General features: G+C 69.9%; 18 protein-coding genes. 12 read left to right on the top strand and 6 right to left on the bottom strand.

All coding sequences use genetic code 11. The features are described 5' to 3' along the window. The first annotated feature begins 208 nt into the window (after window positions 1-208). The 4 genes from WCE39_RS06145 to rbfA all read left to right on the top strand — a co-directional run bounded on the left by WCE39_RS06145 (window position 209) and on the right by rbfA (window position 5,379). On the top strand, window positions 209-823 hold the full coding sequence (locus tag WCE39_RS06145) for a ribosome maturation factor RimP (protein WP_343275975.1): 615 nt from the start codon (window positions 209-211) through the stop codon (window positions 821-823). An 8-nt stretch (window positions 824-831) separates the two neighbouring features. Then, window positions 832-2,343: a transcription termination factor NusA gene (gene nusA / locus WCE39_RS06140; RefSeq protein ID WP_343275795.1), complete on the top strand. Its 1,512-nt coding sequence runs from the start codon at window positions 832-834 to the stop codon at window positions 2,341-2,343. Window positions 2,344-2,440: 97 nt separating this feature from the next. Then, complete coding sequence (infB, locus tag WCE39_RS06135; RefSeq protein ID WP_343275794.1) at window positions 2,441-5,017, top strand: translation initiation factor IF-2; 2,577 nt, start codon at window positions 2,441-2,443, stop codon at window positions 5,015-5,017. Beyond that, a complete protein-coding gene (gene rbfA, locus WCE39_RS06130) occupies window positions 5,017-5,379 on the top strand; it encodes a 30S ribosome-binding factor RbfA (RefSeq protein WP_343275793.1) in 363 nt (120 codons plus the stop codon). Before infB ends, rbfA begins: the two co-directional genes overlap by 1 nt. A 44-nt stretch (window positions 5,380-5,423) precedes the next feature. Here the strand turns inward: rbfA and WCE39_RS06125 are convergent, their stop codons facing one another. Then, entirely contained in the window at window positions 5,424-5,519 is a 96-nt protein-coding gene (locus WCE39_RS06125; RefSeq protein ID WP_343275792.1) for a hexameric tyrosine-coordinated heme protein, read from the bottom strand. A gap of 35 nt (window positions 5,520-5,554) precedes the next feature. Between WCE39_RS06125 and truB the strand changes: the two genes are divergently transcribed. The 3 genes from truB (at window position 5,555) to pnp (ending at window position 9,222) form a co-directional block, all read left to right on the top strand. After that, window positions 5,555-6,544, top strand: coding sequence for a tRNA pseudouridine(55) synthase TruB (gene truB, locus WCE39_RS06120; protein WP_343275791.1), 990 nt, complete (start codon window positions 5,555-5,557; stop codon window positions 6,542-6,544). A 183-nt stretch (window positions 6,545-6,727) separates the two neighbouring features. Further along, window positions 6,728-6,988 carry a 30S ribosomal protein S15 gene (gene rpsO, locus WCE39_RS06115; protein WP_343275790.1) on the top strand — a complete coding sequence of 87 codons (261 nt, stop codon included), beginning with the start codon at window positions 6,728-6,730 and terminating at the stop codon, window positions 6,986-6,988. A gap of 125 nt (window positions 6,989-7,113) precedes the next feature. Then, on the top strand, window positions 7,114-9,222 hold the full coding sequence (gene pnp, locus WCE39_RS06110; RefSeq protein WP_343275789.1) for a polyribonucleotide nucleotidyltransferase: 2,109 nt from the start codon (window positions 7,114-7,116) through the stop codon (window positions 9,220-9,222). A 131-nt stretch (window positions 9,223-9,353) separates the two neighbouring features. On the opposite strand, the gene WCE39_RS06105 is transcribed toward pnp, so the two are convergent. The 3 genes from WCE39_RS06105 to WCE39_RS06095 all read right to left on the bottom strand — a co-directional run bounded on the left by WCE39_RS06105 (window position 9,354) and on the right by WCE39_RS06095 (window position 14,252). Beyond that, window positions 9,354-10,904 carry a DUF1501 domain-containing protein gene (locus tag WCE39_RS06105; protein WP_343275788.1) on the bottom strand — a complete coding sequence of 517 codons (1,551 nt, stop codon included), beginning with the start codon at window positions 10,902-10,904 and terminating at the stop codon, window positions 9,354-9,356. A gap of 11 nt (window positions 10,905-10,915) precedes the next feature. Continuing rightward, the gene (locus WCE39_RS06100; RefSeq protein ID WP_343275787.1) at window positions 10,916-12,715 is read right to left on the bottom strand and encodes a DUF1800 domain-containing protein; all 1,800 of its coding nucleotides are present in this window, start codon (window positions 12,713-12,715) and stop codon (window positions 10,916-10,918) included. Between the two features lie 133 nt (window positions 12,716-12,848). Then, the gene (locus WCE39_RS06095; RefSeq protein ID WP_343275786.1) at window positions 12,849-14,252 is read right to left on the bottom strand and encodes a GntP family permease; all 1,404 of its coding nucleotides are present in this window, start codon (window positions 14,250-14,252) and stop codon (window positions 12,849-12,851) included. A 169-nt stretch (window positions 14,253-14,421) separates the two neighbouring features. Here WCE39_RS06095 and WCE39_RS06090 point away from each other — a divergent pair, with 169 nt between their 5' ends. The 3 genes from WCE39_RS06090 (at window position 14,422) to WCE39_RS06080 (ending at window position 20,666) form a co-directional block, all read left to right on the top strand. Next, on the top strand, window positions 14,422-16,677 hold the full coding sequence (locus WCE39_RS06090; RefSeq protein WP_343275785.1) for a TonB-dependent receptor: 2,256 nt from the start codon (window positions 14,422-14,424) through the stop codon (window positions 16,675-16,677). Window positions 16,678-16,794: 117 nt separating this feature from the next. Beyond that, a complete protein-coding gene (locus WCE39_RS06085; protein ID WP_343275784.1) occupies window positions 16,795-20,139 on the top strand; it encodes a PAS-domain containing protein in 3,345 nt (1,114 codons plus the stop codon). A 38-nt stretch (window positions 20,140-20,177) separates the two neighbouring features. Next, the gene (locus WCE39_RS06080) at window positions 20,178-20,666 is read left to right on the top strand and encodes an NUDIX hydrolase (protein ID WP_343275783.1); all 489 of its coding nucleotides are present in this window, start codon (window positions 20,178-20,180) and stop codon (window positions 20,664-20,666) included. A gap of 10 nt (window positions 20,667-20,676) precedes the next feature. Here WCE39_RS06080 and WCE39_RS06075 read toward each other — a convergent pair whose 3' ends face one another. Both WCE39_RS06075 and WCE39_RS06070 read right to left on the bottom strand, forming a co-directional pair. After that, window positions 20,677-21,348, bottom strand: a complete 672-nt coding sequence (locus tag WCE39_RS06075) for a response regulator transcription factor (protein ID WP_343275782.1) — start codon at window positions 21,346-21,348, stop codon at window positions 20,677-20,679. 25 nt (window positions 21,349-21,373) lie between these two features. Further along, window positions 21,374-22,177 carry a 3-hydroxybutyrate dehydrogenase gene (locus WCE39_RS06070; protein ID WP_343275781.1) on the bottom strand — a complete coding sequence of 268 codons (804 nt, stop codon included), beginning with the start codon at window positions 22,175-22,177 and terminating at the stop codon, window positions 21,374-21,376. A gap of 137 nt (window positions 22,178-22,314) precedes the next feature. On the opposite strand from WCE39_RS06070, the gene WCE39_RS06065 reads away from it, so the two are divergent. Beyond that, window positions 22,315-24,195, top strand: coding sequence for a 3-hydroxybutyrate oligomer hydrolase family protein (locus WCE39_RS06065; protein ID WP_343275780.1), 1,881 nt, complete (start codon window positions 22,315-22,317; stop codon window positions 24,193-24,195). 163 nt (window positions 24,196-24,358) lie between these two features. Continuing rightward, on the top strand, window positions 24,359-24,991 hold the full coding sequence (locus tag WCE39_RS06060; RefSeq protein ID WP_343275779.1) for a CDP-alcohol phosphatidyltransferase family protein: 633 nt from the start codon (window positions 24,359-24,361) through the stop codon (window positions 24,989-24,991).

Here is a 24,991-nt window from a genome sequence, read left to right as displayed (position 1 = left end):
GGCGCCGGTCCAGCCCCGCTGCAAGCTTTTCGCGGTCGACGGAGAGCCTCCCAGGAGGCTTTTTTCGATTGCGGGAATCGGGCTCGCGCGGTGCGCATCGAGGCGCGCCGGCACCGGATCCAGCAGCATCGGACAAGGGGCCCGCCGGGCCCTTTTCTATTTTTTGCGCCCGGCGCGGCAGGCAATGGACCAGGACAGAGGAGGCATCGTGGCCGACAAGTCGACCGACATCGCGGATCTCCTTTCGCCGACCGTTGCCGCCCTCGGCCTGGAACTGCTTGGCGTTGAATACCTCCCGTCGCCCGGTGGCGGGGCGCTGTTGCGGCTCTACATCGACCGCCCCGGCGCCGACCCCGCCGCCGATGGCCAGGGCGTCGGCATCGAGGACTGCGAGGCGGTCAGCCGCGAGGTCTCCGCCCAGCTCGACGTCGAGGACCCGATCAGCAGCAATTACACCCTCGAGGTGTCGTCGCCCGGCGTAGACCGGATGCTGTTCACGCCGGCGCACTTCGAGCGCTTCCTCGGCGAGCAGGCCAAGGTCAGCCTGAAGCTGCCGCAGGACGGGCGCCGCAGGCTGCTGGGGCGGATTTCCGCGGTGGAGGACGGAACGGTCACGTTCGAACTCGACGGCAAGCCGTTCGCGGTCGCCGCCGGCAATATCGACAAGGCGCGCCTGGTGCCCGACTGGGTCGCGCTTGGCTACGGGCCTGCGAAGGACGCCTCCGGGCGCGATGCGCGCCCTGGCAAGGGCAAGGGCAAGCCTGGCGACAAACAAACAACCAACAACAAGCCGGCGGCGTCGAAGCCGTCCCGTGCGGAGTAATAGAGAAGATGAGCAAGGAACTGTTGCTGGTCGTCGATGCGGTCGCCCATGAGAAGGGCGTGCCGGAGTCGGTGATCCTCGAAGCCCTCGAAGCGGCCCTGGCCACCGCGGCCAAGAAGCGCTATCTCGAGCAGGACGTGCTGACCCGCGTGGCCATCGATTCCAAGGACGGGAACTACGAGACCTTCCGCCGCTGGGAGGTCGTGGCCGACGACGTGGTGATGGAGTCGCCGGACCGCCAGATCCGCATGATGGACGCCGTTGACGAGGCCGAAGGCGTCGAGATCGGCGACTACATCGAAGAGCAGATCGAGAACGTCGACTTCGGACGCATCGCCGCCCAGGCCGCCAAGCAGGTGATCGTGCAGCGCGTGCGCGAGGCCGAGCGGCAGCAGGTCGTGGATGCCTGGAAGGACCGCGTCGGCGAGCTGGTCACCGGCGTGGTCAAGCGCGTCGAGCGCGGCAACGTCTTCGTCGACCTGGGCGGCAACGCCGAGGCCTTCATCCCCAAGGACAAGGCGATCCCGCGCGACGTCGTGCGCGCCGGCGACCGCATCCGCGGCTACCTGTACGACGTGCGCACCGAGCCGCGCGGCCCGCAGCTGTTCATCAGCCGCGCCGCGCCGGAATTCATGATGGAGCTGTTCAAGCTCGAAGTGCCGGAAGTCGGCCAGGGACTGGTCGAGATCAAGGCCTGCGCCCGTGACCCGGGCGACCGCGCCAAGATCGCCGTGGTCGCCTACGACACCCGCACCGATCCGATCGGCGCCTGCATCGGCATGCGCGGTTCGCGCGTGCAGGCGGTGTCGAACGAGCTCAACGGCGAGCGCGTCGACATCGTGCTGTGGTCGGACAACCCGGCGCAGTTCGTGATCAACGCGATGGCACCGGCCGAAGTGCAGTCGATCGTGGTCGACGAGGACAAGCACTCGATGGACCTCGCCGTGGCCGAAGACCGCCTGGCCCAAGCCATCGGCAAGGGCGGCCAGAACGTGCGTCTCGCCAGCCGCCTGTCGGGCTGGCAGCTCAACGTGATGACCCAGGACCAGGTCACCGCGAAGTCGGAGGCCGAGCAGGCCACCGCGCGCGCCCTGTTCCAGGAGAAGCTGGAGGTCGACGAGGAGATCGCCGGCATCCTGGTGGCCGAGGGCTTCAGCACGGTCGAGGAAATCGCCTACGTGCCGGTCGGCGAGCTGCTGGCGGTGGAGGGTTTCGACGAGGACATCGTCGAGGAACTGCGCGCCCGGGCCCGCGACGCCCTGCTCAACGACGCGCTCGCGGTCGAGGAGGAGCTCGGCGACAACGTGCCGGCCGACGACCTGCTGGCGCTCGAGGGCATGGACGACGAAATCGCCTTCGCACTCGCTTCCAGCGGCGTGCGCACCGCCGAGGACCTGTCCGACCTGGCCGTCGACGAGGTGCTGGAGTTCGGCATCGAGGGCCTCGACCAGGAGCGCGCCGCCGCACTGGTGCTGGCCGCGCGCGCGGGTGAGATCGCGCGCCTGGAAGGCGAAGGCTGACAGGCCGGGGCCGTCGTGGCCCCCGAGCATGGCAAGCACCCAGAATTGATCCATCCATAGCGCGGCACCTGCCGACGCCAGAGGAACCGGAATCCGAATGTCGCAGCAAACCACCATCCGCAAGCTGGCCGCACTGGTGAACACACCGGTCGAGAAACTGCTTGAACAGCTGTCCGAGGCGGGCATGCCGTTCAACGATCCCGACCAGGTCGTGACCAGTACCGAAAAGGTGAAGCTCCTGGGCTTCCTGCGCCGCACCCATGGCCGTGCCGAGAAGGCCGCCGTGGATCCGGTCGCACCCAAGAAGATCACCCTGCAGCGCAAGAGCACGCTCACCGTGGGCGGCGGCCGCAACAAGCCGACCGTCGACGTGGTCGTCCGCAAGAAGGTCACCCTGGTCAAGCCCGATGCCGCCGGTGCGGCAGGCGCCGCCGGTGGCGGCGAGGACGACGAGCGCGCCGAGATCCTGCGCAAGCTCGAGGAATCGCGCCAGCGCAACCTCGACGAGCAGCAGCGCCTCGCCGACGCCGACCGTCGTCGCGTGGAGGAGGCCGAAGAAGCCAAGCGTCGCGAGGCCGAAGAGGCGGAGCGCGTGCGTACCGAAGCCGAGGCCGCGGTCGCCGCGGTCGCGACCGAGGACGCGGCTCCGCGCAAGACGCATGGCCATGGCCATCCCAAGCCCGCGCCCGCGCGCGACGATCGCAGCGCTGCCAAGGGCAAGCACCGCGGTTCGCACGCGATGGTCGCCGGCGTCGAGGACGAGGAGGGCGCCGCGGCGCGCTTCGCCGGGCAGATGCACCTGTCGCCCGCCGACCGCGCGCGCCGCAGCACCGCGCGCCCGAAGCGCGGCGCGCCGCGTGGCCAGCAGCGCGACCAGTCGCGCACCGGCACCGGCTTCACCCGCCCGACGGCCCCCGTGGTCCGCGAAGTCGCGATCGGCGAGGCGATCACCGTCGCAGACCTTGCCCAGAAGCTGGCCATGAAGGGCGGCGACGTGGTCAAGGCGCTGTTCAAGATGGGCGTGATGGCCACGATCACCCAGTCCATCGACCACGACACCGCGGTGCTGGTCACCGAGGAACTCGGCCACCAGGCCGTGCGCGCCGACGCCGACGACGCCGAGAGCGAACTGCTGGCGCACGTCGACGAGATCAAGGGCGACGAGACCCCGCGTCCGCCGGTCGTGACCATCATGGGCCACGTCGACCACGGCAAGACCTCGCTGCTCGACTACATCCGCCGCACCAGGATCGCCACCGGCGAGGCTGGCGGCATCACCCAGCACATCGGTGCGTACCACGTCGAAACGCCCAAGGGCGTCATCAGCTTCCTCGACACCCCGGGCCATGCCGCGTTCAGTTCGATGCGCGCGCGCGGCGCGAAGATCACCGACCTGGTGGTGCTTGTGGTCGCGGCCGACGACGGCGTGATGCCGCAGACGATCGAGGCCATCCAGCACGCGAAGGCGGCGCAGGTGCCGCTGATCGTGGCGATCAACAAGATCGACAAGTCCGAGGCCGATCCGTCGCGGATCAAGAACGAACTGCTCGCCCACGACGTGGTGTCCGAGGAGTTCGGCGGCGACACGCAGATGGTGGAGCTGTCGGCCAAGACCGGCGACGGCGTCGACGACCTGCTGGACGCGATCAACCTGCAGTCCGAAGTGCTCGAGCTCAAGGCGATCGGCGAGGGCCGCGCCAGCGGCACGGTCATCGAGTCCTCGCTCGACAAGGGCCGCGGCCCGGTGGCCACGGTGCTGGTGCAGCAGGGCCTGCTCAACAAGGGCGACTTCCTGGTGTGCGGCGTCGAGTACGGCCGCGTCCGCGCCCTGTTCGACGAAACCGGCAGCCAGGTTCCCTCGGCGGGCCCGTCGATCCCGGTGCAGGTGCTCGGCCTGTCGGGCGTGCCCGACGCCGGCGACGACTTCGTGGTCGTCGACGACGAGCGCCTGGCCAAGGAAGTCGCGCAGCAGCGCGAGACCAAGCGCCGCGAGCTGCGCCTGGTGCAGGCCGCGGGCAACCGCATGGAAGACATCATGGCGCAGATGGGCGGCGGCCAGCAGCTGGAGCTGCCGCTGGTGATCAAGGCCGACGTGCAGGGTTCGGTGGAAGCACTCCGCCAGGCGCTGGTCGCGCTGTCCAACGACGACATCCGGGTGAACATCATCCGCTCGGGCGTGGGCGGCATCACCGAGTCCGATGCCAACTCCGCGGCCGCGTCCAAGGCCACCATCATCGGCTTCAACGTCCGTGCCGACGCGTCGGCACGCAAGGTGATCGAAGGCAGTGGCCTGGACCTGCGCTACTTCTCGATCATCTACGACGTCATCGACCAGGTGAAGCAGGTGGCGTCCGGCATCCTGGGCGTGGAAATCCGCGAAGAGATCATCGGCACCGCCGAGGTCCGCGAGGTGTTCCGCAGCTCCAAGTTCGGCGCGGTGGCCGGCAGCATGGTCATCGAGGGCGTGGTGCGGCGGAACAAGCCGATCCGCGTGCTGCGCGACGAGACCGTCATCTTCGAGGGCGAGCTGGAATCGCTGCGCCGCTTCAAGGAGAACGTCGACGAGGTGCGCGTCAACACCGAGTGCGGCATCGGCGTGAAGGCCTACAACGACATCAAGCCTGGCGACAAGATCGAGTGCTTCGAGCGCGTCGAAGTGCAGCGCACGCTCTGATGTCGCAGAAGACCTTCCATCGCACCGACCGCGTTTCGGCCCAGCTCCGCAGGGAGCTGGGCACGCTGGTCCGCGAGGCGGTGTCCGAACACGGCCTGCCGTCGGTGAGCGTGTCCGACGTCGAGGTCACGCGCGACATGGCGCACGCCAAGGTGTTCGTGACCGCCCTGCAGTCCGAACGCGCCGCGGAGGCGCTCAAGGGGCTGAAGGCGGTGGCGCCGGAGATCCGCTACCGGCTGGCGCGCGCGGTGAAGATGCGCCACGTGCCCGAGCTTCATTTCCACTACGACGACTCGGTCGATCGCGGCGAACGCATCGACAACCTGCTGCGCGACCTGCCGGACGCGAGCGGCAACGACTAGACCCCGGGAGGAGCCTCTCCTCCTCTGCTTCAGTCGGCTCCGCCTCAGTCGGCGCCGGCACCGCGGTCGCGCCAATGGTCGTTGGCTTCGGCGATCGTCCTGAACTCGATCGCGACAAGCTCCGCGGCGCGCATCAGCATCACCACATCAAGGGCACGCCACCTACAATGGCCCGATGAAGCAACGATCGCGAACGAAGTTCCGCAGGCTCGACGGCATCCTGCTGCTCGACAAGCCCCGTGGACCGAGTTCCAACCAGGCGCTGCAGCGTGCGCGCCACCTGTTCCGCGCCGAGAAGGGCGGCCACACCGGCAGCCTCGACCCGCTCGCCACCGGCCTGCTGCCGCTGTGCTTCGGCGAGGCCACCAAGATCGCAGGCGGCCTGCTGGGCGCGCGCAAGGCCTACGACACGGTCGCGCGCCTGGGCCAGGTCACCGATACCGACGACGCGGACGGGCAGGTGCTGCGCGAGCGCCCGGTGCCGCTGCTGGACATCGCCACCATCGACGCCGCGCTTGCGCGGCTCACGGGTGCGGTGATGCAGCGCCCGCCGATCTATTCCGCGCTCAAGCGCGGCGGGGAGCCGCTGTACGCGAAGGCGCGCCGCGGCGAAGAGGTGGAGGTCGAGCCGCGCGCGGTCGACGTGCACGAGTTCAGCCTGCTGTCGGCCGCCGACCTGCTCGATGCCACCGACGGCATCGCGCCCGGCAACATCCTGCGCCTGCGGGTGGAATGCGGTTCGGGCACCTATGTGCGCAGCCTGGTGCGCGACCTGGGCGAGGCGCTGGGCTGCGGCGCCCACGTCGCGGAGCTCCGGCGGCTGTGGGTGGACCCGTTCAGGAATCCGCGGATGTGGACCTTCGCCGAGCTGGAGGCGCTGGCTGAACGGGGCGAACGCAGCCTCGAGGCCTGCCTGCTGCCGGTGGAGGCGGGCATGGACGCCTGGCCGCGGGTGGAGGTGGACGCCGCCGGCGCCGCACGCCTGGCGCACGGCCAGGGCCTCGACGGGGTATTCGCGGCCGCCGGCGAGGTCGCCGTGTTCGGGCCCGGTGCGCGGGTCCTCGGGCTCGGAACCACCGACGGCGAGGGTGGCCTGCGCCCGCGGCGCATGTTCAGCTGGGCCTGTGCGCAGCCTGTTTCCACGCAGGCCGCGGGTACCGCCTGAGCCCGCGCCTTGTCCGGGATACCCCGGCGCGGTACAATTTCGCGGCTTTTTCCAAGCACTTCGGGCGCCCGTGACGGGCGCCAGGCGTTCCCACAGCAAGCGGCGGTTCTCGTGGTGTGCGCCCGTGCCAACGGCATGGGAGCGTTCCTGCGGTCCACGCATCACCAGAAAGGTAAAGAAACGATGTCCATCGACACCAGCACCATCATTGCAGACAACAAGCGCGGCGAAAACGACACCGGCTCCACCGAAGTCCAGGTCGCCCTCCTGACCGCGCGCATCGTGCACCTCACCGAGCACTTCAAGCTGCACAAGCAGGACCACCACAGCCGCCGCGGCCTGCTGAAGATGGTCAACCGCCGCCGCAGCCTGCTCGACTACCTGCACCGCAAGGACATCGCCCGCTACAAGGCGCTGATCGAGAAGCTCGGCCTGCGTCGCTGATACGGATCCCGCCGCGGCGCAGAAATGCGCCGCGGTTCTTTTTCCGGCGCGCCGCGGGCGCGCCACCCGGTACGGGGCAAGGGTCCCGTCCGGTTCATCGCTAGAGACACCAAGGAATCACCAACGTGGCGAAAGTTACCAAGAGCTTCCAGTACGGCAGTCGCACGGTCACCATCGAGACCGGTGAGATCGCACGCCAGGCCGGCGGCGCGGTCATGATCTCGTGCGAGGGCACCATGCTGCTGGTCAGCGCGGTCGCCAACAAGACCGCACGCGAAGGGCAGGACTTCTTCCCGCTCACCGTCGACTACCAGGAGAAGTTCTACGCCGGTGGCCGCATCCCGGGCGGCTTCTTCAAGCGCGAGGGCCGCGCGACCGAGAAGGAGACGCTGACGTCGCGCCTGATCGACCGCCCGATCCGTCCGCTGTTCCCCGACGGCTTCCGCAACGAGGTCCAGATCATCGCCACCGTGATGTCGATGAATCCCGAGGTCGACGGCGACATCCTCGCCCTGATCGGCGCCTCGGCCGCGCTGTCGCTCTCGGGCGCGCCCTTCGACGGCCCGATCGGCGCCGCCAAGGTCGGCTACAAGGACGGCCAGTACCTGCTCAACCCGACCGTGTCGGAGCTGAAGGAATCCGACCTTGAACTCGTCGTCGCCGGTACCGCGAACGCGGTGCTGATGGTCGAGTCCGAGGCCGACGAGCTGTCCGAGGACGTGATGCTCGGCGCGGTGATGTTCGGCCACCAGCAGATGCAGGTCGCGATCGACACCATCAACGAACTCGTCGCCGAAGCCGGCAAGCCGAAGTGGACCTGGAGCGCGCCCGCCGCCGACGAAGGCATCGTCAGCGCGATCCGCAGCGCTGTCGGCGAGAAGCTCGCCGAGGCCTTCCAGGTGCGCGACAAGCTCGCGCGCAAGGACGCGATCTCCAACCTCAAGAAGTCGATCCTCGCCGCCATCGCCCCCGAAGCGGAGACGAAGGCATGGGCGACCGGCGACCTGTCGAAGGAGTTCAGCGAGCAGGAATACCAGACCATGCGCAACTCGGTCCTGACGACCAAGGTCCGCATCGACGGCCGCGCGCCGGACACCGTGCGCCCGATCGCCTCGAAGGTCGGCGTGCTGCCGCGCGTCCACGGCTCCTCGCTGTTCACCCGCGGCGAGACCCAGGCGATCGTCGCCGTCACGCTGGGCACCGCCCGCGACGGCCAGATCATCGACGCGGTCTCCGGCGAGTACAAGGAGCACTTCCTGTTCCACTACAACTTCCCCCCGTACTCCGTGGGTGAAGCCGGCCGCATGATGGGCCCGAAGCGTCGCGAGATCGGCCATGGCCGCCTTGCCAAGCGCGGCGTGCTCGCCGTGATGCCGACGATGGAAGCCTTCCCGTACACGATCCGCGTGGTGTCGGAGATCACCGAGTCGAACGGTTCCTCGTCGATGGCTTCGGTCTGCGGCTCCTCGCTGGCGCTGATGGACGCGGGCGTGCCGATCAAGGCACCGGTTGCCGGCATCGCGATGGGCCTGGTGAAGGAAGGCGAGGACTACGTCGTGCTGTCCGACATCCTCGGTGACGAAGACCACCTGGGCGACATGGACTTCAAGGTCGCCGGCACCGAGAAGGGTATTTCGGCGCTGCAGATGGACATCAAGATCCAGGGCATCACCGAAGAGATCATGAAGGTCGCGCTGGCGCAGGCCAAGCAGGGTCGCCTGCACATCCTCAAGGAGATGGAGTCCGCGCTGACCTCGCCGCGTTCGGAGCTCTCCGAGTTCGCGCCGCGCCTGATCACCATCAAGATCCATCCCGACAAGATCCGCGAAGTGATCGGCAAGGGCGGTTCGGTCATCCAGGCGATCACCAAGGAAACCGGCACCCAGATCGACATCCAGGACGACGGCACGATCACCATCGCGTCGGTCGACGCCGCCGCGGGCAAGGCCGCCAAGGACCGCATCGAGCAGATCACCTCCGACGTCGAGCCGGGCCGCATCTACGAGGGCAAGGTCGTCAAGCTGATGGACTTCGGTGCGTTCGTTACCATCTCCCCCGGCAAGGACGGCCTGGTGCACGTCTCGCAGATCTCCAACGAACGCGTCGAGAAGGTCGGCGACGTGCTCAAGGAAGGCGATATCGTCAAGGTCAAGGTGCTGGAAGTCGACAAGCAGGGCCGCATCCGCCTGTCGATGAAGGCCGTCGAGGAAGGCGAAGGCACCCCGGCCGAGTAAGGGCTGGCGGGTCCGGCGCGTCGCAAGGCGCGCCATGGCGTCACCGGGAGAGCGGGCTACGGCCCGCTCTCCTGCGTTCGGAACCACCATTTTCCGGTCCGGCCGCCGGGCGCGTCCGGCGGCCGGACGGCTCAGGGAGCGGCGCGCGAAAGCAGGTGGCGCAGCAATTCCATGTGCCAGCGCACGATGCGCATCGGGAGCGGCTGCGATCGCCGCCGCTGCCTGGGCACGGCCGGCCGCTTGGCCGCGGCCGGGCCTGCGGTCGGCGAGCCCAGGGCGTCCGCCGCCGGCCCGCGGGGATATGGCGACGCGCCGTAGTCCGGCTCGGGGTGGCGCGGCAGGTTGGCGATGGCCGTGGCGCCGGCGGCCTGCACGATTCCCAGCGGCACGTGGCCCGTGTAGCCGGGAAACACAGCCTGCGCGCTGGTGTGCCCCATGCGCCGCTGCAGGATGTCCCACAGCACGCGGCGGAAGTCGGTGGTCACCGGGATGTCGCCGAAGTGCGGCGACAGTATCTCCGGGTGCAGTCCGGCGAAACTGCCGTAGAAGCGCCGGCCCACGACGGGTCCGCCCAGCACCAGCATCGGATTGCCGTAACCGTGGTCGGTACCGCCGCTACCGTTCTGGCGCACGCGGCGCCCGAACTCGGACTGCACCACCACCGTGACCCGCGAGGCCTCGCCGCCGGCGTGCATCTCGGCGTAGAACGCCGCCAGCGCCTGCGACAGTTCGGCGATCTTGTTCTGGTAGTAGTGGTAGCCGCTGCCGGCGGTGCCCTGGCCGTCGTGCGTGTCCCAGCCGCCGAGGTCGACGGTGGCGTAGCGCAGGCCCAGGTCGAAGCGGATCGACTGCGCTACGGTCCACAGCTGGCGTGCGAAGGTGCTGGTGGGCCAGCCCGCCGGTGGCGTTGACTGGAAGTCCTGCTGCCGTACCAGGCGCAGGGACGCGTCTGCGCGCTTGCCGCCGAGTTCAAGCGAAGTGGGGCCGTTCCAGAGCAGCTCCAGGGTCTCGTTGACCCCGCGCGTGCCGGCCGGCATGCCCTCGCGCCAGGTCTGCCAGCCCCAGGCCCCGGAGTCGAGGCGGAAGTCGGTCGGGCTGCCCATCGTCAGTGCCTGGGTGGCGCCGATCAGGTTCGCCGGCGTACGGCTGTTCACCGCCAGCGCGGGGATCGGAACCGATTCACTGGCGCCGGGATGGTTGGCCCAAGCCCGTGCCAGCCAGCCGGTATTGCCGCCCTGGCGTCCGGGCGTGCCGAGGTCGAGGTAGAGCTGGGCGTCGAAGTGGCTGCGGGTCACCGCGGTCTGCATGCCGCAGCCGTGGACGATGGCCAGCCGGCCATCGCCCCAGAGCTCGTGCAGGCCCGAAGCCGATGGGTGCAGTCCAAAGCCGGTGCCGCTGCCGTTGCCCAGCGTGAGCGGAAGCGCGCCGTAGGCCCCGCTGGCCGCGATCGCCAGGCCTGGCCGCGCCTGCTCGTAGTGCACGCGGTCCTCGCCGGACACCGGCACCACCAGGTTGAGGCCGTCGATGCCGCCGCGCAGGAATACGTGCACGATCGTGTCGTAGCCGTTGGCCGCGGCGTGCGCGGCCGGGGAGAACAGCAGGCCGGGACCGATGGCGCCGATGGCCGCGGTGGCGCAGCAGCCCTTGAGGAAGTCGCGGCGCTGGAATTCGATGGAAGACATGTCGTGGCTCCTCAGCGGCCCAGGAATTCGGGCGACATCAACAGCAGCGATACCATGCTGCGCAGCCGCTGCTGGTTGTAGTGCCGCTTGAGGTCGCTCATGGCCCACGTGTCCGTATCGGTGATGACATAGGTCTCGGGATTGCCATTGCGGGCCATGAAGTCCAGCAGCGCCTGCCGGCGCGCGGCCTCGGGCAGGTAGCCCAGGATGCGCAGGCACCAGAAATCCACCAGGCGCCGCGCGGTCCACTCGCCGGCGGGGATGTGGGCGCGCGTGGTGGCCAGGATCGGTGCCAGCGGCACGCCGTCGTCGCTGGATTCGGTGAGCCAGCCGAGCAGCTTCCAGGTCATGGCGTAGCGGTTGCCGCCCATCCAGTCCTTCGAGGTATCCGGATAGCCATTGGGCGCCGGCCAGTCATAGGGCAGGTGGCCGGTGAACCCCATCCGCCACATCAGGGTGTCGGAGGCGTCGTGCCCCACGCGCGGCGTCCAGTCGCAGCCGAGCACCCGCATCGCAGCGGCGACCGCCTCGAAGGGGCGACGCTGCTTGAAGCCCCAGGCGTTGTGCGCCAGGTCGGAGGTCAGCACATGGCGCAGCGTGCGCGCGATCTGGTCGGGCGCCTGCCAGTGGCTCCGGAACACCGCCGCGGCGCTGTCCACCAGGCCGCTTGGCGGATCGTCCGCGAAGAAGCGACGGATGATCTTGCCGCAGATGAACTTCGCCACCCGCGGATGGCTGGCGATGCGGTCGAGGATGTCGCGGCCGTCCTTGAGCGCGGGCTGCTCGGGGTAGATGAAGCTGCCGAGCACGTATTTCGGTCCGGTGTCGTGCCACGCCGCGCGGTAGGTGAAGGCGCCGTCGTCCTCGCCCGGATACTGCCAGTGGCCGTTTCGAACCGACCAGCCGGTGAAGGCCGCCGAAGTCTCGTACACGTCGATGTCGGTATAGCCGATGGGGTAGGACGGATCCTCCGGGCAGGGCGGCACCTGGAAGGGATCCATGAAGCCGAGGTAGTTCTCCGCGCCGAAGGTGTGCAGCTCCAGCAGCTCGCGGGCGAAATTCTCGTTGGGGCCGGAGCGGGTGTTGGAGAGGTTGTCCAGGTAGTACAGCATCGCCGTGCTCTGGGCGACGGACTCGAGCATGGCGCGGAAGTTGCCCGTGGCGTGCTGCCGGATCACGTCGCGGTGGTAGTGCACGTAGACCGGGCCGGCCGAATAGTCGCTGACCATGACGTTGAAGTGGTCGTGCCAGAAGGTGACCATCACCTCAAGCAGCTGGCGCCGCGAATAGGCGGCGCGCGCCAGCGCCGAGCGCTGCACCTCGAAGGCCGGGCGCATGCGGACGTTGTGGTCGGTGGTGTTCTGCGAATGGTCCTGCCAGAGCTGCTGCAGGCTCTTGCCCAGGGTCTGGTAGCCGGCGGCGGACAGGCGTGCCTCGACCGCGCTGTCGTCGATCGAGGACCAGGCCAGCTGGCGGTCCACGTAGGCGTTGAGCCGCGCGGCGTCGTTGCCGCCCAGGGCGTTGAACTCGGCGATCGATGCCGGGGTGGCACCGTAACCAAGGTTGTTGAGCACCCGCACCGCGAACGGCGCCCTGGTGGCCGGGACCATCACCCCGGGACGCGTCGAACCACCGGTGCCCGGCGGCGCAAGCATCGGGCCGGACCCGGGGTCGGACTCTGGCGCGGACGCCGGCGCGGTAGGCGCCGGTGCCGGTGCCGGCGCGTAGCGCGGCTGGCCCCGGAGCTTGTAGCGGTGCGTGAAGGCGTCGCGCAGGGCGTCCACCTGGGCGTTCGGCAGCTGGCTGTTCATGGACGGTCTCCCCGGCGGCGGGACCCCGCCGCCAAACCGGGTCCAGACTACCCGAAGCCGGGCTGCCAACCGTGACCGCTTTCCCAGCTCCGAATCGACGCGCCGGGCCCGCGGTTCGCGCTGTCGCCGGGGCTCAGACCAGCCCGGTGGCGTAGAAAACGCCGATGATCACGAATACGGCGATGGTCTTGATGATCGTGATCGCGAAGATGTCCTTGTAGGCCTGGCGATGGGTCAGGCCGGTGACCGCCAGCAGGGTGATCACCGCGCCGTTGTGGGGCAGGGTGTCCATGCCGCCGGACGCCATCGATGCCACCCGATGCAGGACCTCCATCGGAATGCCGGCGGCTTCGGCGTTGGCAATGAAGCTGTCGGCCATCGCCGCCAGCGCGATGGACATGCCGCCCGAAGCCGAGCCGGTGATGCCGGCCAGCGCGGTTACGGTGACCGCTTCGTTGACCAGCGGGTCGGGGATGGCGCCGAGCGCGTCGGCGACCAGCAGGAAGCCTGGCAGCGCCGCGATCACGGCGCCGAAGCCGTATTCCGAAGCGGTGTTCATCGATGCCAGGAGTGCACCGCCGATCGCGGATTTCGTGCCCTCGGCGAAGTGCTTGAACACCGTCTTCCAGGCAAACACCATCACCGTCACGATACCGATCAGCAGCGCACCCATGACTGCCCAGATCGCGGCGATCTTCGCCACTTCCTGCACCACTGGCGCCGGGTTGCCGACCACCGCCGGGATGAAGCTGTGGCTGTCGCCGTACCAGCCCGGGATCAGCCGCGTCAGCGCAAGGTTTGCAACGCCCACCATCACCAGCGGCAGCAGCGCGATGAGGGGATGCGCGAGCCGTTCGCCGACGAAGGGTGCCGGTTCGTTGAGCAGGGTGGCCGGGTCGCCATACCCCTCGCCGGCGCGCTGCGCAACGCGGCGACGCCAGTCGAGATAGGACAGGCCGGCGATGATGATGAACACGCCGCCGATCGTGCCGAGCAGGGGCGCCGCCCAGGTATCGGTGCCGAAGAACGCGGTCGGGATGATGTTCTGGATCTGCGGCGTGCCGGGCAAAGCATCCATGGTGAAGGTGAAGGCACCCAGCGCGATGGTGCCCGGGATCAGGCGCTTGGGGATGTCGCTCTGGCGGAAGAGTTCGGCGGCGAACGGATACACCGCGAACACCACCACGAACAGCGACACGCCGCCGTAGGTCAGCAGCGCGCACACGATCACGATCGACAGCATCGCCCGCTGCGCACCGACCACGCGGATGGTGGCAGCCACGATGGACTTCGAGAATCCCGAGATCTCGATCAGCTTGCCGAACACCGCCCCGAGCAGGAACACCGGGAAGTACAGCTTCAGGAAGCCGACCATCTTGTCCATGAACAGGCCGGTGAACATCGGCGCCACCAGCGACGGATCGGTCAGCAGCACCGCGCCCAGGGCCGCGATCGGCGCGAACAGGATCACGCTGTGGCCGCGGTATGCGACGTACATCAGGAAGACCAGCGCTGCGAGCACGATCAGGAACGACATCGGCAACCCTTCGGTCGTGCGGCGCACGACTCCACGGGCGACAGTGTTCCCGCGCGCCGCCGTCGCGGCCCATTGTCCGAAGGTACGATGCCGCCGCGCGCGCCGCGTCCCTAGTCTTGGCACCACGCGGCAATCGGCCGCGCGCCACCAGCATTTCCCGGGGGACACCATGAAGCCTGCCAACATCCGCGCCACTTCCCTCAGCCTGGCGATCGTCGTGGCCCTGGCCGCGCCCGCGCTGCATGCGCAGGACTCCGCCCCGGCCCAGGCCCAGCCCGCGAGCAGCGCCACCGACCTCGACGCCATCACCGTCACCGCCCGCCGCCGCGTCGAATCCATCCAGGACGTGCCGGTCGCGGTCAGCGCGTTCGGCGAGGAGGAGCTGAAGGACCTCCAGGCCAGCGACGTCAGCGGCCTGCAGGGCGCGGTGCCCAACCTCAACATCGTCCAGGGCCGCGGCTCGGCCAACAGCGTCAACGTCTTCATCCGCGGCATCGGCCAGCCGGACGCGCTGCAGAGCTTCGACCCGGGCGTGGGCATGTACGTCGACGACGTTTACTATTCGCGCATCAACGGCTCGATGTTCTCGCTGTTCGACGTCCAGCAGGTTGAAGTGCTGCGCGGCCCGCAGGGCACGCTGTACGGCAAGAACTCCACCGGCGGCGCGATCAAGATCACCACCCGCGACCCGTTCGACCACAGCGGCGGCGCGGCCGAGCTGACCATCGGCGATTACGGCCGCCAGGAAGTGCGCGGCTACGCCAGTGGCCAGCTCAGCGACACCGTCGCGGCAAGCGTCGCGGCGGCCTCGATCCGCAATGACGGCTATGTGCGGGACACGGTGACCGGCCGCCACTACAACAACGACGACACCCGGGCCATCCGCGCCAAGATCGCCTTCCAGCCCAGCGACGCGTTCAGCGCCACGCTCTCATTCGACCACACCGAGCAGGATGTCGCGCCGACCCTGGGCCGGCCGATGGCGCCGCTGCTGCAGACCGACCTCGGCCTGGGCGTGGTGGTGCTGCAGCCGGGCGAGACCGGCGAATGGAACCACCGTTCGCAGACCTCGTTCCTGCCGCCGGGCCACGGCCAGCAGCTGGAGCATTCCGGTGCCTCGCTCTCGATGGAGTGGGACCTCAACCAGCAGTGGCTGTTCAAGAGCATCACTTCGCACCGCCGCTTGAAGACGGATTCGTTCATCGACATCGATGCCAGCGAGTTCGAACTCGGCGACGTGCTGGTCGCGCTGGACCAGCAGCAGACCAGCCAGGAGTTCCAGCTCCAGTACGACAACGGCGGCAACCTGCAGGCCACCTTCGGCGCGTACTACATGAAGGAGGACGTGCCGTCCTACCAGGAAGCCTACGCGGACGACCTGTTCGCGCTGTTCGGCGCGCCGCTGTCCTTCCTGCGCACCATCGACGACGACCTCACCACCACCAGCGTGGCCGCGTTCGCCCACGCCAACTGGGAGTTCGCCCCGAGCTGGAACCTCGCCGGCGGCGTGCGCTGGACGCGCGACGAGAAGGAATACGACCGCACTACCAGCACCTTCTGGGGCGCGCCGTTCTCCGGCATCAACGAAACCGTGGCATTCACGGCCAAGGCCGACTGGACCGCGGTGACGCCGTCGGTGAGCCTGCAGAAGGCCTTCAGCGACAACCTGATGGGCTATGTCTCCGCCAACCGCGGCTTCAAGTCGGGCGGCTTCAACGGCCGCGCCAACACCGTGTACGACACCCAGAACGCGAAGTTCGACCCCGAGTATGTCTGGACCTACGAACTCGGCCTGAAGGCGAGCTCCGAAGATGGCCGCCTGCGCGGCAGCGTCGCGGCGTTCAAGAGCGACTACAAGGACTTCCAGGCGCGCGTGTCGCAGGACGTCGGGACCTTCCCGGTGCTCAACGCGGCCGAGCTCGACATCATGGGCGTCGAGTTCGAGGGCAGCGCACGCTTTGGCGATGCCACCGTGCTGAGCGCGCAGGTGGGCTGGATGGACGCCGACTACGACCGCTTCGACGACTTCCGCCTCGACCCGGCGTATCCCGGCTACGACCCCAACCTCAACCACGACCACGTGCCGTTCTCACCCGAGCTGACCGCGCGCATCGCGCTGCAGCAGGGCTTCTCGCTGGGTGAGGCCGGGAACCTGGGCGTTGGCGTGGATGCGTCCTACCGCAGCAGGACCTGGCTGTCGGTGGACAACCGCGACGTGCTGAGCCAGGGCGCGTACACGCTGCTGGGCGCGTTCGGCGTGTGGGACTCGCCGCAGTACGTCTGGCAGGTCCGCGCCGGCGTGCGCAACCTGACCGACGAGGTCTACAAGACCGAAGGCCAGGAATTCGCAAGCGTGGGCAACATCCAGACCGCCTATTACGGCCTGCCGCGCAACTGGTACATGTCGGTACGCTACAACTTCTGATCGCCAGGCATCGGGCGGTGACCACGGCGGCGGGCTTCGGCCCGCCGCTGCGTTATTCTGGGTCCGGATGATCGGGGGCAGGCGCTTGAGGAACACGCGTGCGGGAGGCCGGCGGGCATGCTGAGCGTCGGCGTGGTGGTCGCGGCCGCGGTCCTGTGGCTCGCGCTGCTGTTCGGCGTGGCTGTGCATGCCGAACGCCACCCCGGCGTGCTTGCGCGGCACTGGCGCCACGTCTATGCGCTGTCGCTGGCGGTGCACTGCACCTCCTGGACCTTCTACGGCACGGTCACCCAGGCCGCGCGCTACGGCTGGCCGCTGCCGCCGACCTTCCTCGGCGCGATCGTGTTCTACATCGTGGCCTTCGCCTTCATGCTGCGCCTGGTACGGCTGGCGCGCGAGAGCAATGCGACGTCGATCGCCGACCTCATCGCCACCCGCCTGGGCAAGGATCCGTGGCTTGCCGCCGTGGTCACCCTGGTCGCGTTGCTGGGCATGGTTCCGTACATCGCGCTGCAGCTGAAGGCGGTGACGATGAGTTTCGCCACCCTCACCACGGGCGGCGGGACCGGGGGCGCGATCGCGCCGTGGCGCGACGGCGCGCTGTACGTGGCGCTGGCGATGGCGGTGTTCGCGATGGCCTTCGGCACCCGGCGCGCGAGTGCGGCCGAACACAACCGCGGCCTGGTGCTGGCGATGGCCTTCGAGTCGCTGTTCAAACTGGTGGCGATGCTGTCGCTGGGCGCGCTGGTCTGGTTCGGCCTGGGCGAGATCGAGGTCGCGCGGGTGCCGCCGCCGCCGGCGCCGGTGGGCGGCTTCATCCCCCTGGTGCTGCTGGGCGCGCTGGCGATGTTCATCCTGCCGCACCAGTTCCACGTCGGCGTGGTGGAGTGCCGCGACGAGCGCCACGTGCTGGCCGCGCGCTGGCAGTTCCCGCTGTACCTGGTGCTGATCGCGCTGCCGACGCTGCCCTTGGCCCGGGCGGGCACGGCGCTGCTGGGCGACAGTGTGCCCCCGGACATGTATGCGCTTGCGCTGCCGGCCGCGCTCGGCCACCACGGCCTGGCCCTGTTCGCGTTCCTTGGCGGCCTGAGCGCGGCCACCGGCATGGTGGTGGTGAGCACGCTCGCGTTGAGCCTGATGATCGGCAACCACTGGTTCACGCCGGGCCTGCTGCGCGGCGCGTGGTCGGCCGGGCGCGGTGGCGACGATCGCCGCGGCGCGGTGCTGGCGCTGCGCCGCGCTGGCATCCTGGGCGTGATGCTGCTGGCCTGGGCCTACAGCCGGGTGATCGGCGGCAGCCAGTCGCTTGCCGACGTCGGCGCGGTCTCGTTCTCGGCCCTGGCCACGCTCGCCCCGGCTCTGTTCTGCGCCGTCTGGCGCACGCGCACGCCTGCCGTCGCGGCCACGTGGGGGGTGCTGGCCGGGTTCCTGGCCTGGGCCTGGGTGACGCTGGCGCCGATGCAGGTCGAACTCGCCGGCGGCAGCGGCGACTGGCTGGCCACGGGCCCCTGGGGAATCGCGTGGCTGGCGCCGGACACGATGTTCGGGCTGACCGGCTGGAGCCGGCTGGGACGGGCGGTGGGCGCCAGCCTGTTCGTGGGCGCGGCCACCACCCTGGTGCTGTCGGCCTGGTTGTCCTCGCCCGACCGCGACGTGGCGCGCGGCTCCGACCTGCGCACGCTGCGCCAGGCGGGACGGCGCTTCCTGCCGGCCCGGGCGGTGGACGAGCTGCTGCGCGGCGCGCCGCAGAGCGGCCCGGTCCCGGTACCGATCGAAGCGCGCTTCGAGCGCGAACTCGCGGCCGTCCTCGGCAGCGCCTCGGCGCGGCTGCTGCTCGATGCCGCGCGCCGCGAGGCCGGCCCCGACCTCGACACCGTGGCCGAGATCGTCGGCGAGGCCTCGCAGGACCTGCGCTTCAACCAGCGCGTGCTGCAGGCGGCACTGGAGAACATGAGCCAGGGCATCAGCGTGGTCGACCGCGAACTGCGGTTGGTGGCCTGGAACCGGCCGTACGCGGAGCTGTTCGGCTATCCCCCGGGGCTGCTGCGCATCGGCGTGCCGGTGGCCGACCTGGTCCTGCACAACCTTGGCCGCGGGCTCGCCGGCGACGTCCGCGGGCGGGTCGAGGGCGAGGCCGGCAAGCGCCTGGGACACATGCAGGCCGGCACGCCCTACGTCAGCGAACGCGTGTTCCCGCACGGCGGGATCGTCGAGATCCGCGGCAACCCGATGCCCGGTGGCGGCTTCGTGGCCACGTTCACCGACGTCACCACATTCCGTCGCAACGAGGCCGAACTCAAGCGCAGCAACGAGACCCTTGAGCAGCGGGTCGAGGAGCGCACCGCCAGCCTCGACCAGGCGCGGCGCGAGGCCGAGCGCGCCAACGAGGCCAAGAGCCGCTTCCTGACCGCGGTCGGACACGACCTGCTGCAGCCGCTGCACGCGGCGCAGCTGTTCACCGACGCGCTGGCCGGTCAGGTTCACGGCCGGCAGAAGGACTCGCTCGGACAGATCCGTGGCGCGCTGGATTCCACCACCGACCTCCTGACCGGCCTGTTCGACATGGCCCGCCTGGAGGCCGGCGGGCTCGTGCCGCAGCGGCGCGATTTCCCGCTGGCTGAAGTGCTGGAGCCCCTGGCCTCGGAGTTCCGCGCCCTGGCCGGTGATCGTGGCCTCGGCTTCGACCATGTCGCCAGCGGCGCCTGGACGCACAGCGATCCGCAGCTGCTGCGCCGCGTGCTGCAGAACTTCCTTGCCAACGCCGTGCGCTACACCGGCCGCGGGCGCGTAGTGCTGGGGGTGCGGCGCGCCGGCGGCCAGCTGCGCATCGAGGTGCACGACACCGGCCCAGGCATCGACCCGACGCAGCAGGCGCTGATCTTCGAGGAGTTCCGTCGCGGCGACGGCGTGGACGGGCAGGGCCTTGGGCTTGGGCTGGCGATCGCCGAACGCATCGCGCGGCTGCTGGGTTCCAGGGTCGAGCTGCGCAGTCGCCCGGGCGTGGGCACCGTGTTCGCCATCGCGCTGCCGCGGGTGGCGGCGCCTGCCGAGGCGCCCGCCGTCCCGAAGGCGCGCGCAGGGCTCGATGGCGCCCGCGTGCTGCTGCTCGACAACGACCCGATGGCGCTGGCGTCGCTCGCGGCGCTGCTGCGCGGCTGGGGCTGCAGCGTCGACCTGGCCGCCGATGCAGGGGCGGCGCTCTCGGCGCATGCCGCGCATCCCGCCGACCTGTGGTTGCTCGATTACCACCTTGACGATGGCGAGACCGGCATCGGCGCCTGGCTGCAGCTTTCGGCGCGCCATGGTGCCGTTCCCACCCTGGTGCTCAGCGCCGATGCCACCGACGCGGTGCGCCGCGAGGTCGCCGAGCACGGCCTGGGCCTGCTGCAGAAGCCGGTGCGGCCGCTGGCGCTGAAATCGATGCTTGGCCGGATGCGGGTCACGGCCGGGTCCGCGGGCTGAGCGCCTACAATCACCGGCCGCTCGCACTCTCAGGTCCGATGCCCTATACCCCGATCCTGGCCACGCTTGGCTACGTCCTCTCGCCCGACCGCCGCCGCGTGCTGATGGTCCATCGCAACGCGCGCCCCGGCGACCAGCACCTGGGCAAGTACAACGGCCTGGGCGGCAAGCTCGAAGCCGACGAGGACGCGCTGGCCGGCATGCGCCGCGAGATCCGCGAGGAGGCCGCGATCGAATGCACGCAGCTGCAGCTGCGCGGCACCATCAGCTGGCCGGGCTTCGGCAAGCACGGCGAGGACTGGTTCGCCTTCGTCTTCCTTGTCACGCAGTTCACCGGCACGCCTCCGGCGTCCAACCCGGAAGGCACCCTGGAATGGATCGACGTCGACCGCGTGCTTGAGCTGCCGCTGTGGGAGGGCGATCGCCACTTCGTGCCGCTGGTGTTCGACGACGACCCGCGCGCGTTCCATGGCGTGATGCCCTACCGCGACGGGCGCATGCAGTCCTGGGCGTTCTCGCGCATCTGAGCGCGGTGGCTCAGTCCGCGCGCTCGACCTGGCGCGCGGGATCGCTGAGTTCCAGTTCGCGCAGGATCACGCCGGCCTGGGTGCGGTTGCGCACGCCGAGCTTTTCGAAGATCGCCGAGACGTGCGCCTTCACCGTGCGCTCCTGCACGTCCAGGCGGTCGGAGATCTGCTTGTTGAGCAGGCCCTCGGCCACGAGCGCCAGCACCCGGAACTGCTGCGCGGTGAGGCTGGCGAGGCGCGCGGCGAGATCGGCATCACCGGGCGCGGACTGCGCGCGTGCCACCGCGCCGCGCAGTGCCGGCGGCAGCCACTCCTCGCAGGCCAGCACGCTGCGGATCGCGTCGCGCATCTCGTCCAGGCTGGCGCTCTTGGGGATGTAGCCGGCGGCGCCGTGGTCGAGCGCCCGGCGCACGACCTGCGGATCCTCGTTGGCCGAGACCAGCACCACCGCGACCGCGGGAAACTGCGCGCGGATCGCGGCCAGGCCGGCAAGCCCGTGGTTGCCGGGCATGTGCAGGTCCAGCAGCACCAGGTCGATGTCAGGGCGCGACTCCAGTGCCGCCACGGTCGCGTCAAGCGTGCCGGCCTCGAGGGTTTCGGTGCCGGCCTCGACCTCTACCGCCGCGCCGCGCATGGCGGCACGGAACAGGGGGTGGTCGTCGGCGATGAGCAGGGTGGCCATGCTGGCGTGGGGACGGGGGTCGTCGTTACTGCGCGGTCCAGCCGCCGTCGACCGGGAACGAGGCGCCGGTGACGTTGTGCGCCTCGCGGCGGCACAGCCAGGTGGCAAGCGCGCCGATCTCGGCGGGCAGGGTCATGCGCAGGCTGGGCTGCTTCTCGGACAGCAGGGCGCGCACGCCTTCGTCGCGGCTGCCGCCGCCGCGGCGCGCCTCGATCTGCGGCTCGATGAGCGGCGTCTCCACCCAGCCCGGGCAGATGCAGTTGACGGTCACGCCGCCGCCGTCACGGCTGCCCGCGGCCGCGTACTCCAGCGCGGCGACCTTGGACAGCCCGACGATGCCGTGCTTGCTGGCGACATACGGCGCCTTGTCCTTCGAGGCCACCAGGCCGTGCACCGAGGCGATGTTCACCACCCGGCCGAAGCCTCGCTCCGCCATCCCCGGCATCGCCAGGCGCATCGTGTGGAAAGCGGCGCTGAGGTTGATGGCGATGATCGCGTTCCACTTGTCGACCGGCATCTCGGCCAGCGGCACCGCGTGCTGGATGCCGGCGTTGTTGATCAGCACGTCGATGGGCGACCAGGCGTCGATGTCGGCCATCATCGTGGCGACGGCCTCGGAATCCAGGAGATTGGCGTCGAAGTGGCGGACGTCGCCGCCGCCGGCTGTGCGCACGGCGTCGAGCGCGGCGTCCACCTGGGCCTTGTCGCCGAGGCCGTTGATGGCCACGCGGGCCCCGGCTTCGGCCAGCGAGCAGGCGATGGCCAGGCCGATGCCCGAGGTGCTGCCGGTCACCAGCGCGGTGCGGCCGGAAAGAAACGTGTCGGTCATGTCGGCGTGGCTTGCGGGGCGGGGGGAAGTCCACGGTAGCAAATCCATGCGTCGCGCCACTGCGTACGAAAGTACGATGCCGGCAGGACCGGCCGCTGCTACGGTGCCTGCATTCCCTGCTGAAAAAGGTGGCGCGCGTGCGCAAGACTCCGGACCACACCCCGACCGCACCCGGGACGCGCCTGTTCGCGCTCGCTGCGCTGGCCACCGCCGCGATCATCGCCGGCTGCGCTTCCACCGGCACGCGTGACGCGGTGGCGGTGCTCGACGCGACCACGGAGACCCTGATGTTCGAACACCAGCGCAGCAGCACCCATCGCGACGGCGACGACCTGCTCACCGCCGGGCTGGGCATCGACGGCCTGCGCCAGATGGTGCCGCCGGCATTTGCCGATGCCGAAGCGCCGACCGCCGCCGAACTCCGTCGCCGCGCGCTGTGGAGCAACTGGCGCGGCATCGCCGACCTTGGCCCGGCCGGTGGTTACGGCGAGCTCTACGGCAGCGTCGCGGCGGTGCCCGGTCGCGAATTTTCCTCCTACGCCACGGTCCAGGGCGCAACGCACCCGCACCGCGTGCTGGTGCAGGTGCCCGATGCCTTCGACGCCGCGAAGCGCTGCGTGGTCGTGACCGCCTCCTCGGGCTCGCGCGGCATCTACGGCTCGATCGCCGTCGCCGGCGCCTGGGGCCTGCCGCGCGGCTGCGCGGTGGCCTATACCGACAAGGGCGCGGGCAGCGACTACTTCGACCTCGACGCCGGCATCGGCTTCGGCGCCGATGGTCGCGCGGTGGCCAAGGGCGCGTCCGACGACCTCGCCTTCGTGCCCGCCGCCGCGGACGCCGCCACCGGCGTCGCCTTCAAGCACGCGCATTCGCAGGACAACCCGGAGGCCGACTGGGGCCGGCACGTGAAGCAGGCCGCCGAGTTCGCGCTGCAGTCCCTGGACGAGGCGCTGCCGGCGCAGGCGCCCTTCACCTTCGACAACACGCGGGTGATCGCGGTCGGTATCTCGAATGGCGGCGGCGCGGTGCTTCGTGCGGCCGAAATCGAAGGCAACTGGCTCGACGCCGTGGTGGCGGGCGAGCCCAACGTCCACGTCGATGCGCCCGGCGCGCGCACGCTGTACGACTACACCACCGAGGCCGCGCTGCTGATGCCCTGCGCGCTGCTGGATATGGAAAACCTGCCGCAGCCGCCGCTGCTCGACCAGGTCCGGCCGCTGTACGCGGCGCGCTGCGCCTCGCTGGCGGCCGAGGGCCTGCTGCCAGGCGCCGACACCGCAACCCAGGCGCGCGCGGCGCACGAGGCACTGCGCGGCGCCGGCTGGAGCGATGAGGCGCTGCGCGCCGGCGCGCTCTCCGCCGGCTTCGACCTGTGGCGCGCGGTGGCTGCGACCTACGCCAGCGCCTACGGCCGCTATGGCGTGGGCGAGGGTGCCTGTGGCTTCTCGTTCGCGGCCCAGGGCGCCGATTTCATGCCGCGCGCGGCCACGGCCGCCGAGCGCGCCGCATGGTGGCCCGAGGCCAGCGGCATCCCCCCGGGCTCGGGCGTGGGCCTGCTGGACGCCGGCATGGCGCCGCCCGACCTCACGCTCAAGGGCCTGCAGTGCCTGCGCGCGCTGTGGACGGGCGAGGGCGCCGACGCCGACCGCGTGCGCGCCGGCATCGCGGCGACCCGCGCCGCGCCGCCGCGGGTCGGGCTGCCGGTGATCGTGGTGCATGGCCTCGACGACGGCCTGATCCCGGTCGCGTTCAGCAGCGCGCCCTACGTCGCCCACGCCCGCGCCGCCGGCCGCGACGTGCGCTACTGGCAGGTGCGCAACGTGCAGCACTTCGACGGCTTCCTGCCGCTGCCCGACTACGGCGCCCGCTACCTGCCGCTGCTGCCCTATGTGTACGAAGCGCTGGACCGCATCGATGCCCACCTCGACGGCGCCCCGCTGCCGGTGGACGCGGTGATTGACACGACGCCGCGCGGCGCCGGGATGCTGGAGGCTTCGCACCTGGCGATTCCGCGCTGAGATTGATCGGAGATGCCGTTCGCAGCTATGGCTGCTCCTGTACAGCGGCCTGTGCCGTTGCGGGAGCGGCTGTGGCCGCGACTCGGGGCTTCCGGTTGCGACTACTCCACGGCAACGGCGGATTTGGCATGCTGGCAGTCCTTTCCCCCGCGACGGAGCGGCGATGACCCGCCAGCGCCATTTCTCGATGATCCGCGACTTCCACCTCGCCGACTGGTTCACCCTCGCCAACGCCGTCTGCGGCACCGGCGCGATCTTCGCGGCCATGCGCTACCTGCAGGAGGGTGCGGGCACGAACGGCATCCGCGACCTGATGCTGGGCATGGCGCTGATCCCGCTGGCCTTCGTGTTCGACGCGCTGGACGGCCGCGTCGCCCGTTGGCGCAAGGTCGCATCGACGCTCGGTCGTGAACTGGATTCGCTGGCCGACGTGATCTCCTTCGGCGTCGCTCCGGCGGCGCTGGGCTATGCCTGCGGGCTGCAGGGCGGCTGGGACTGGGTGGTCCTGAGCTACTTCGTAGGCTGCGGCGTCAGCCGGCTCGCGCGCTACAACGTTACCGCCGAGACCCTGGCCGACGGTGGCGACAAGGTGAAGTACTTCGAAGGCACGCCGATCCCGAGCAGCGTCGGCATCGTCCTGCTCTTGGCCGTGGCCGCCTGGCAGGGTGCGCTGGGCGGTGATGTGTGGTTCGGGCAGTGGCAACTCGGGCCGTGGCAGCTGCACCCGCTGGTGCTGGTGTACGCGCTGTCGGGTTCGCTGATGATCAGCAAGACCATCCGCATCCCCAAGCCTTGA

It is taken from the genome of Luteimonas yanweni, from assembly GCF_039548475.1.
In the GTDB taxonomy this organism is placed as follows: domain Bacteria; phylum Pseudomonadota; class Gammaproteobacteria; order Xanthomonadales; family Xanthomonadaceae; genus Luteimonas.
This window is presented reverse-complemented; position numbering and strand designations above follow the sequence as displayed.

What these genes read in the sequence shown, in the direction of transcription:
- WCE39_RS06070 (WP_343275781.1), bottom strand. Translation starts at nt 22,177, where the DNA reads ATGACCGACACGTTTCTTTCCGGCCGCACCGCGCTGGTGACCGGCAGC.
- infB (WP_343275794.1), top strand. Translation starts at nt 2,441, where the DNA reads ATGTCGCAGCAAACCACCATCCGCAAGCTGGCCGCACTGGTGAACACA.
- WCE39_RS06075 (WP_343275782.1), bottom strand. Translation starts at nt 21,348, where the DNA reads ATGGCCACCCTGCTCATCGCCGACGACCACCCCCTGTTCCGTGCCGCC.
- nusA (WP_343275795.1), top strand. Translation starts at nt 832, where the DNA reads ATGAGCAAGGAACTGTTGCTGGTCGTCGATGCGGTCGCCCATGAGAAG.
- WCE39_RS06080 (WP_343275783.1), top strand. Translation starts at nt 20,178, where the DNA reads ATGCCCTATACCCCGATCCTGGCCACGCTTGGCTACGTCCTCTCGCCC.
- rpsO (WP_343275790.1), top strand. Translation starts at nt 6,728, where the DNA reads ATGTCCATCGACACCAGCACCATCATTGCAGACAACAAGCGCGGCGAA.
- WCE39_RS06125 (WP_343275792.1), bottom strand. Translation starts at nt 5,519, where the DNA reads ATGCTGATGCGCGCCGCGGAGCTTGTCGCGATCGAGTTCAGGACGATC.
- truB (WP_343275791.1), top strand. Translation starts at nt 5,555, where the DNA reads ATGAAGCAACGATCGCGAACGAAGTTCCGCAGGCTCGACGGCATCCTG.
- rbfA (WP_343275793.1), top strand. Translation starts at nt 5,017, where the DNA reads ATGTCGCAGAAGACCTTCCATCGCACCGACCGCGTTTCGGCCCAGCTC.
- WCE39_RS06060 (WP_343275779.1), top strand. Translation starts at nt 24,359, where the DNA reads ATGACCCGCCAGCGCCATTTCTCGATGATCCGCGACTTCCACCTCGCC.
- WCE39_RS06095 (WP_343275786.1), bottom strand. Translation starts at nt 14,252, where the DNA reads ATGTCGTTCCTGATCGTGCTCGCAGCGCTGGTCTTCCTGATGTACGTC.
- WCE39_RS06085 (WP_343275784.1), top strand. Translation starts at nt 16,795, where the DNA reads ATGCTGAGCGTCGGCGTGGTGGTCGCGGCCGCGGTCCTGTGGCTCGCG.
- WCE39_RS06100 (WP_343275787.1), bottom strand. Translation starts at nt 12,715, where the DNA reads ATGAACAGCCAGCTGCCGAACGCCCAGGTGGACGCCCTGCGCGACGCC.
- WCE39_RS06090 (WP_343275785.1), top strand. Translation starts at nt 14,422, where the DNA reads ATGAAGCCTGCCAACATCCGCGCCACTTCCCTCAGCCTGGCGATCGTC.
- WCE39_RS06105 (WP_343275788.1), bottom strand. Translation starts at nt 10,904, where the DNA reads ATGTCTTCCATCGAATTCCAGCGCCGCGACTTCCTCAAGGGCTGCTGC.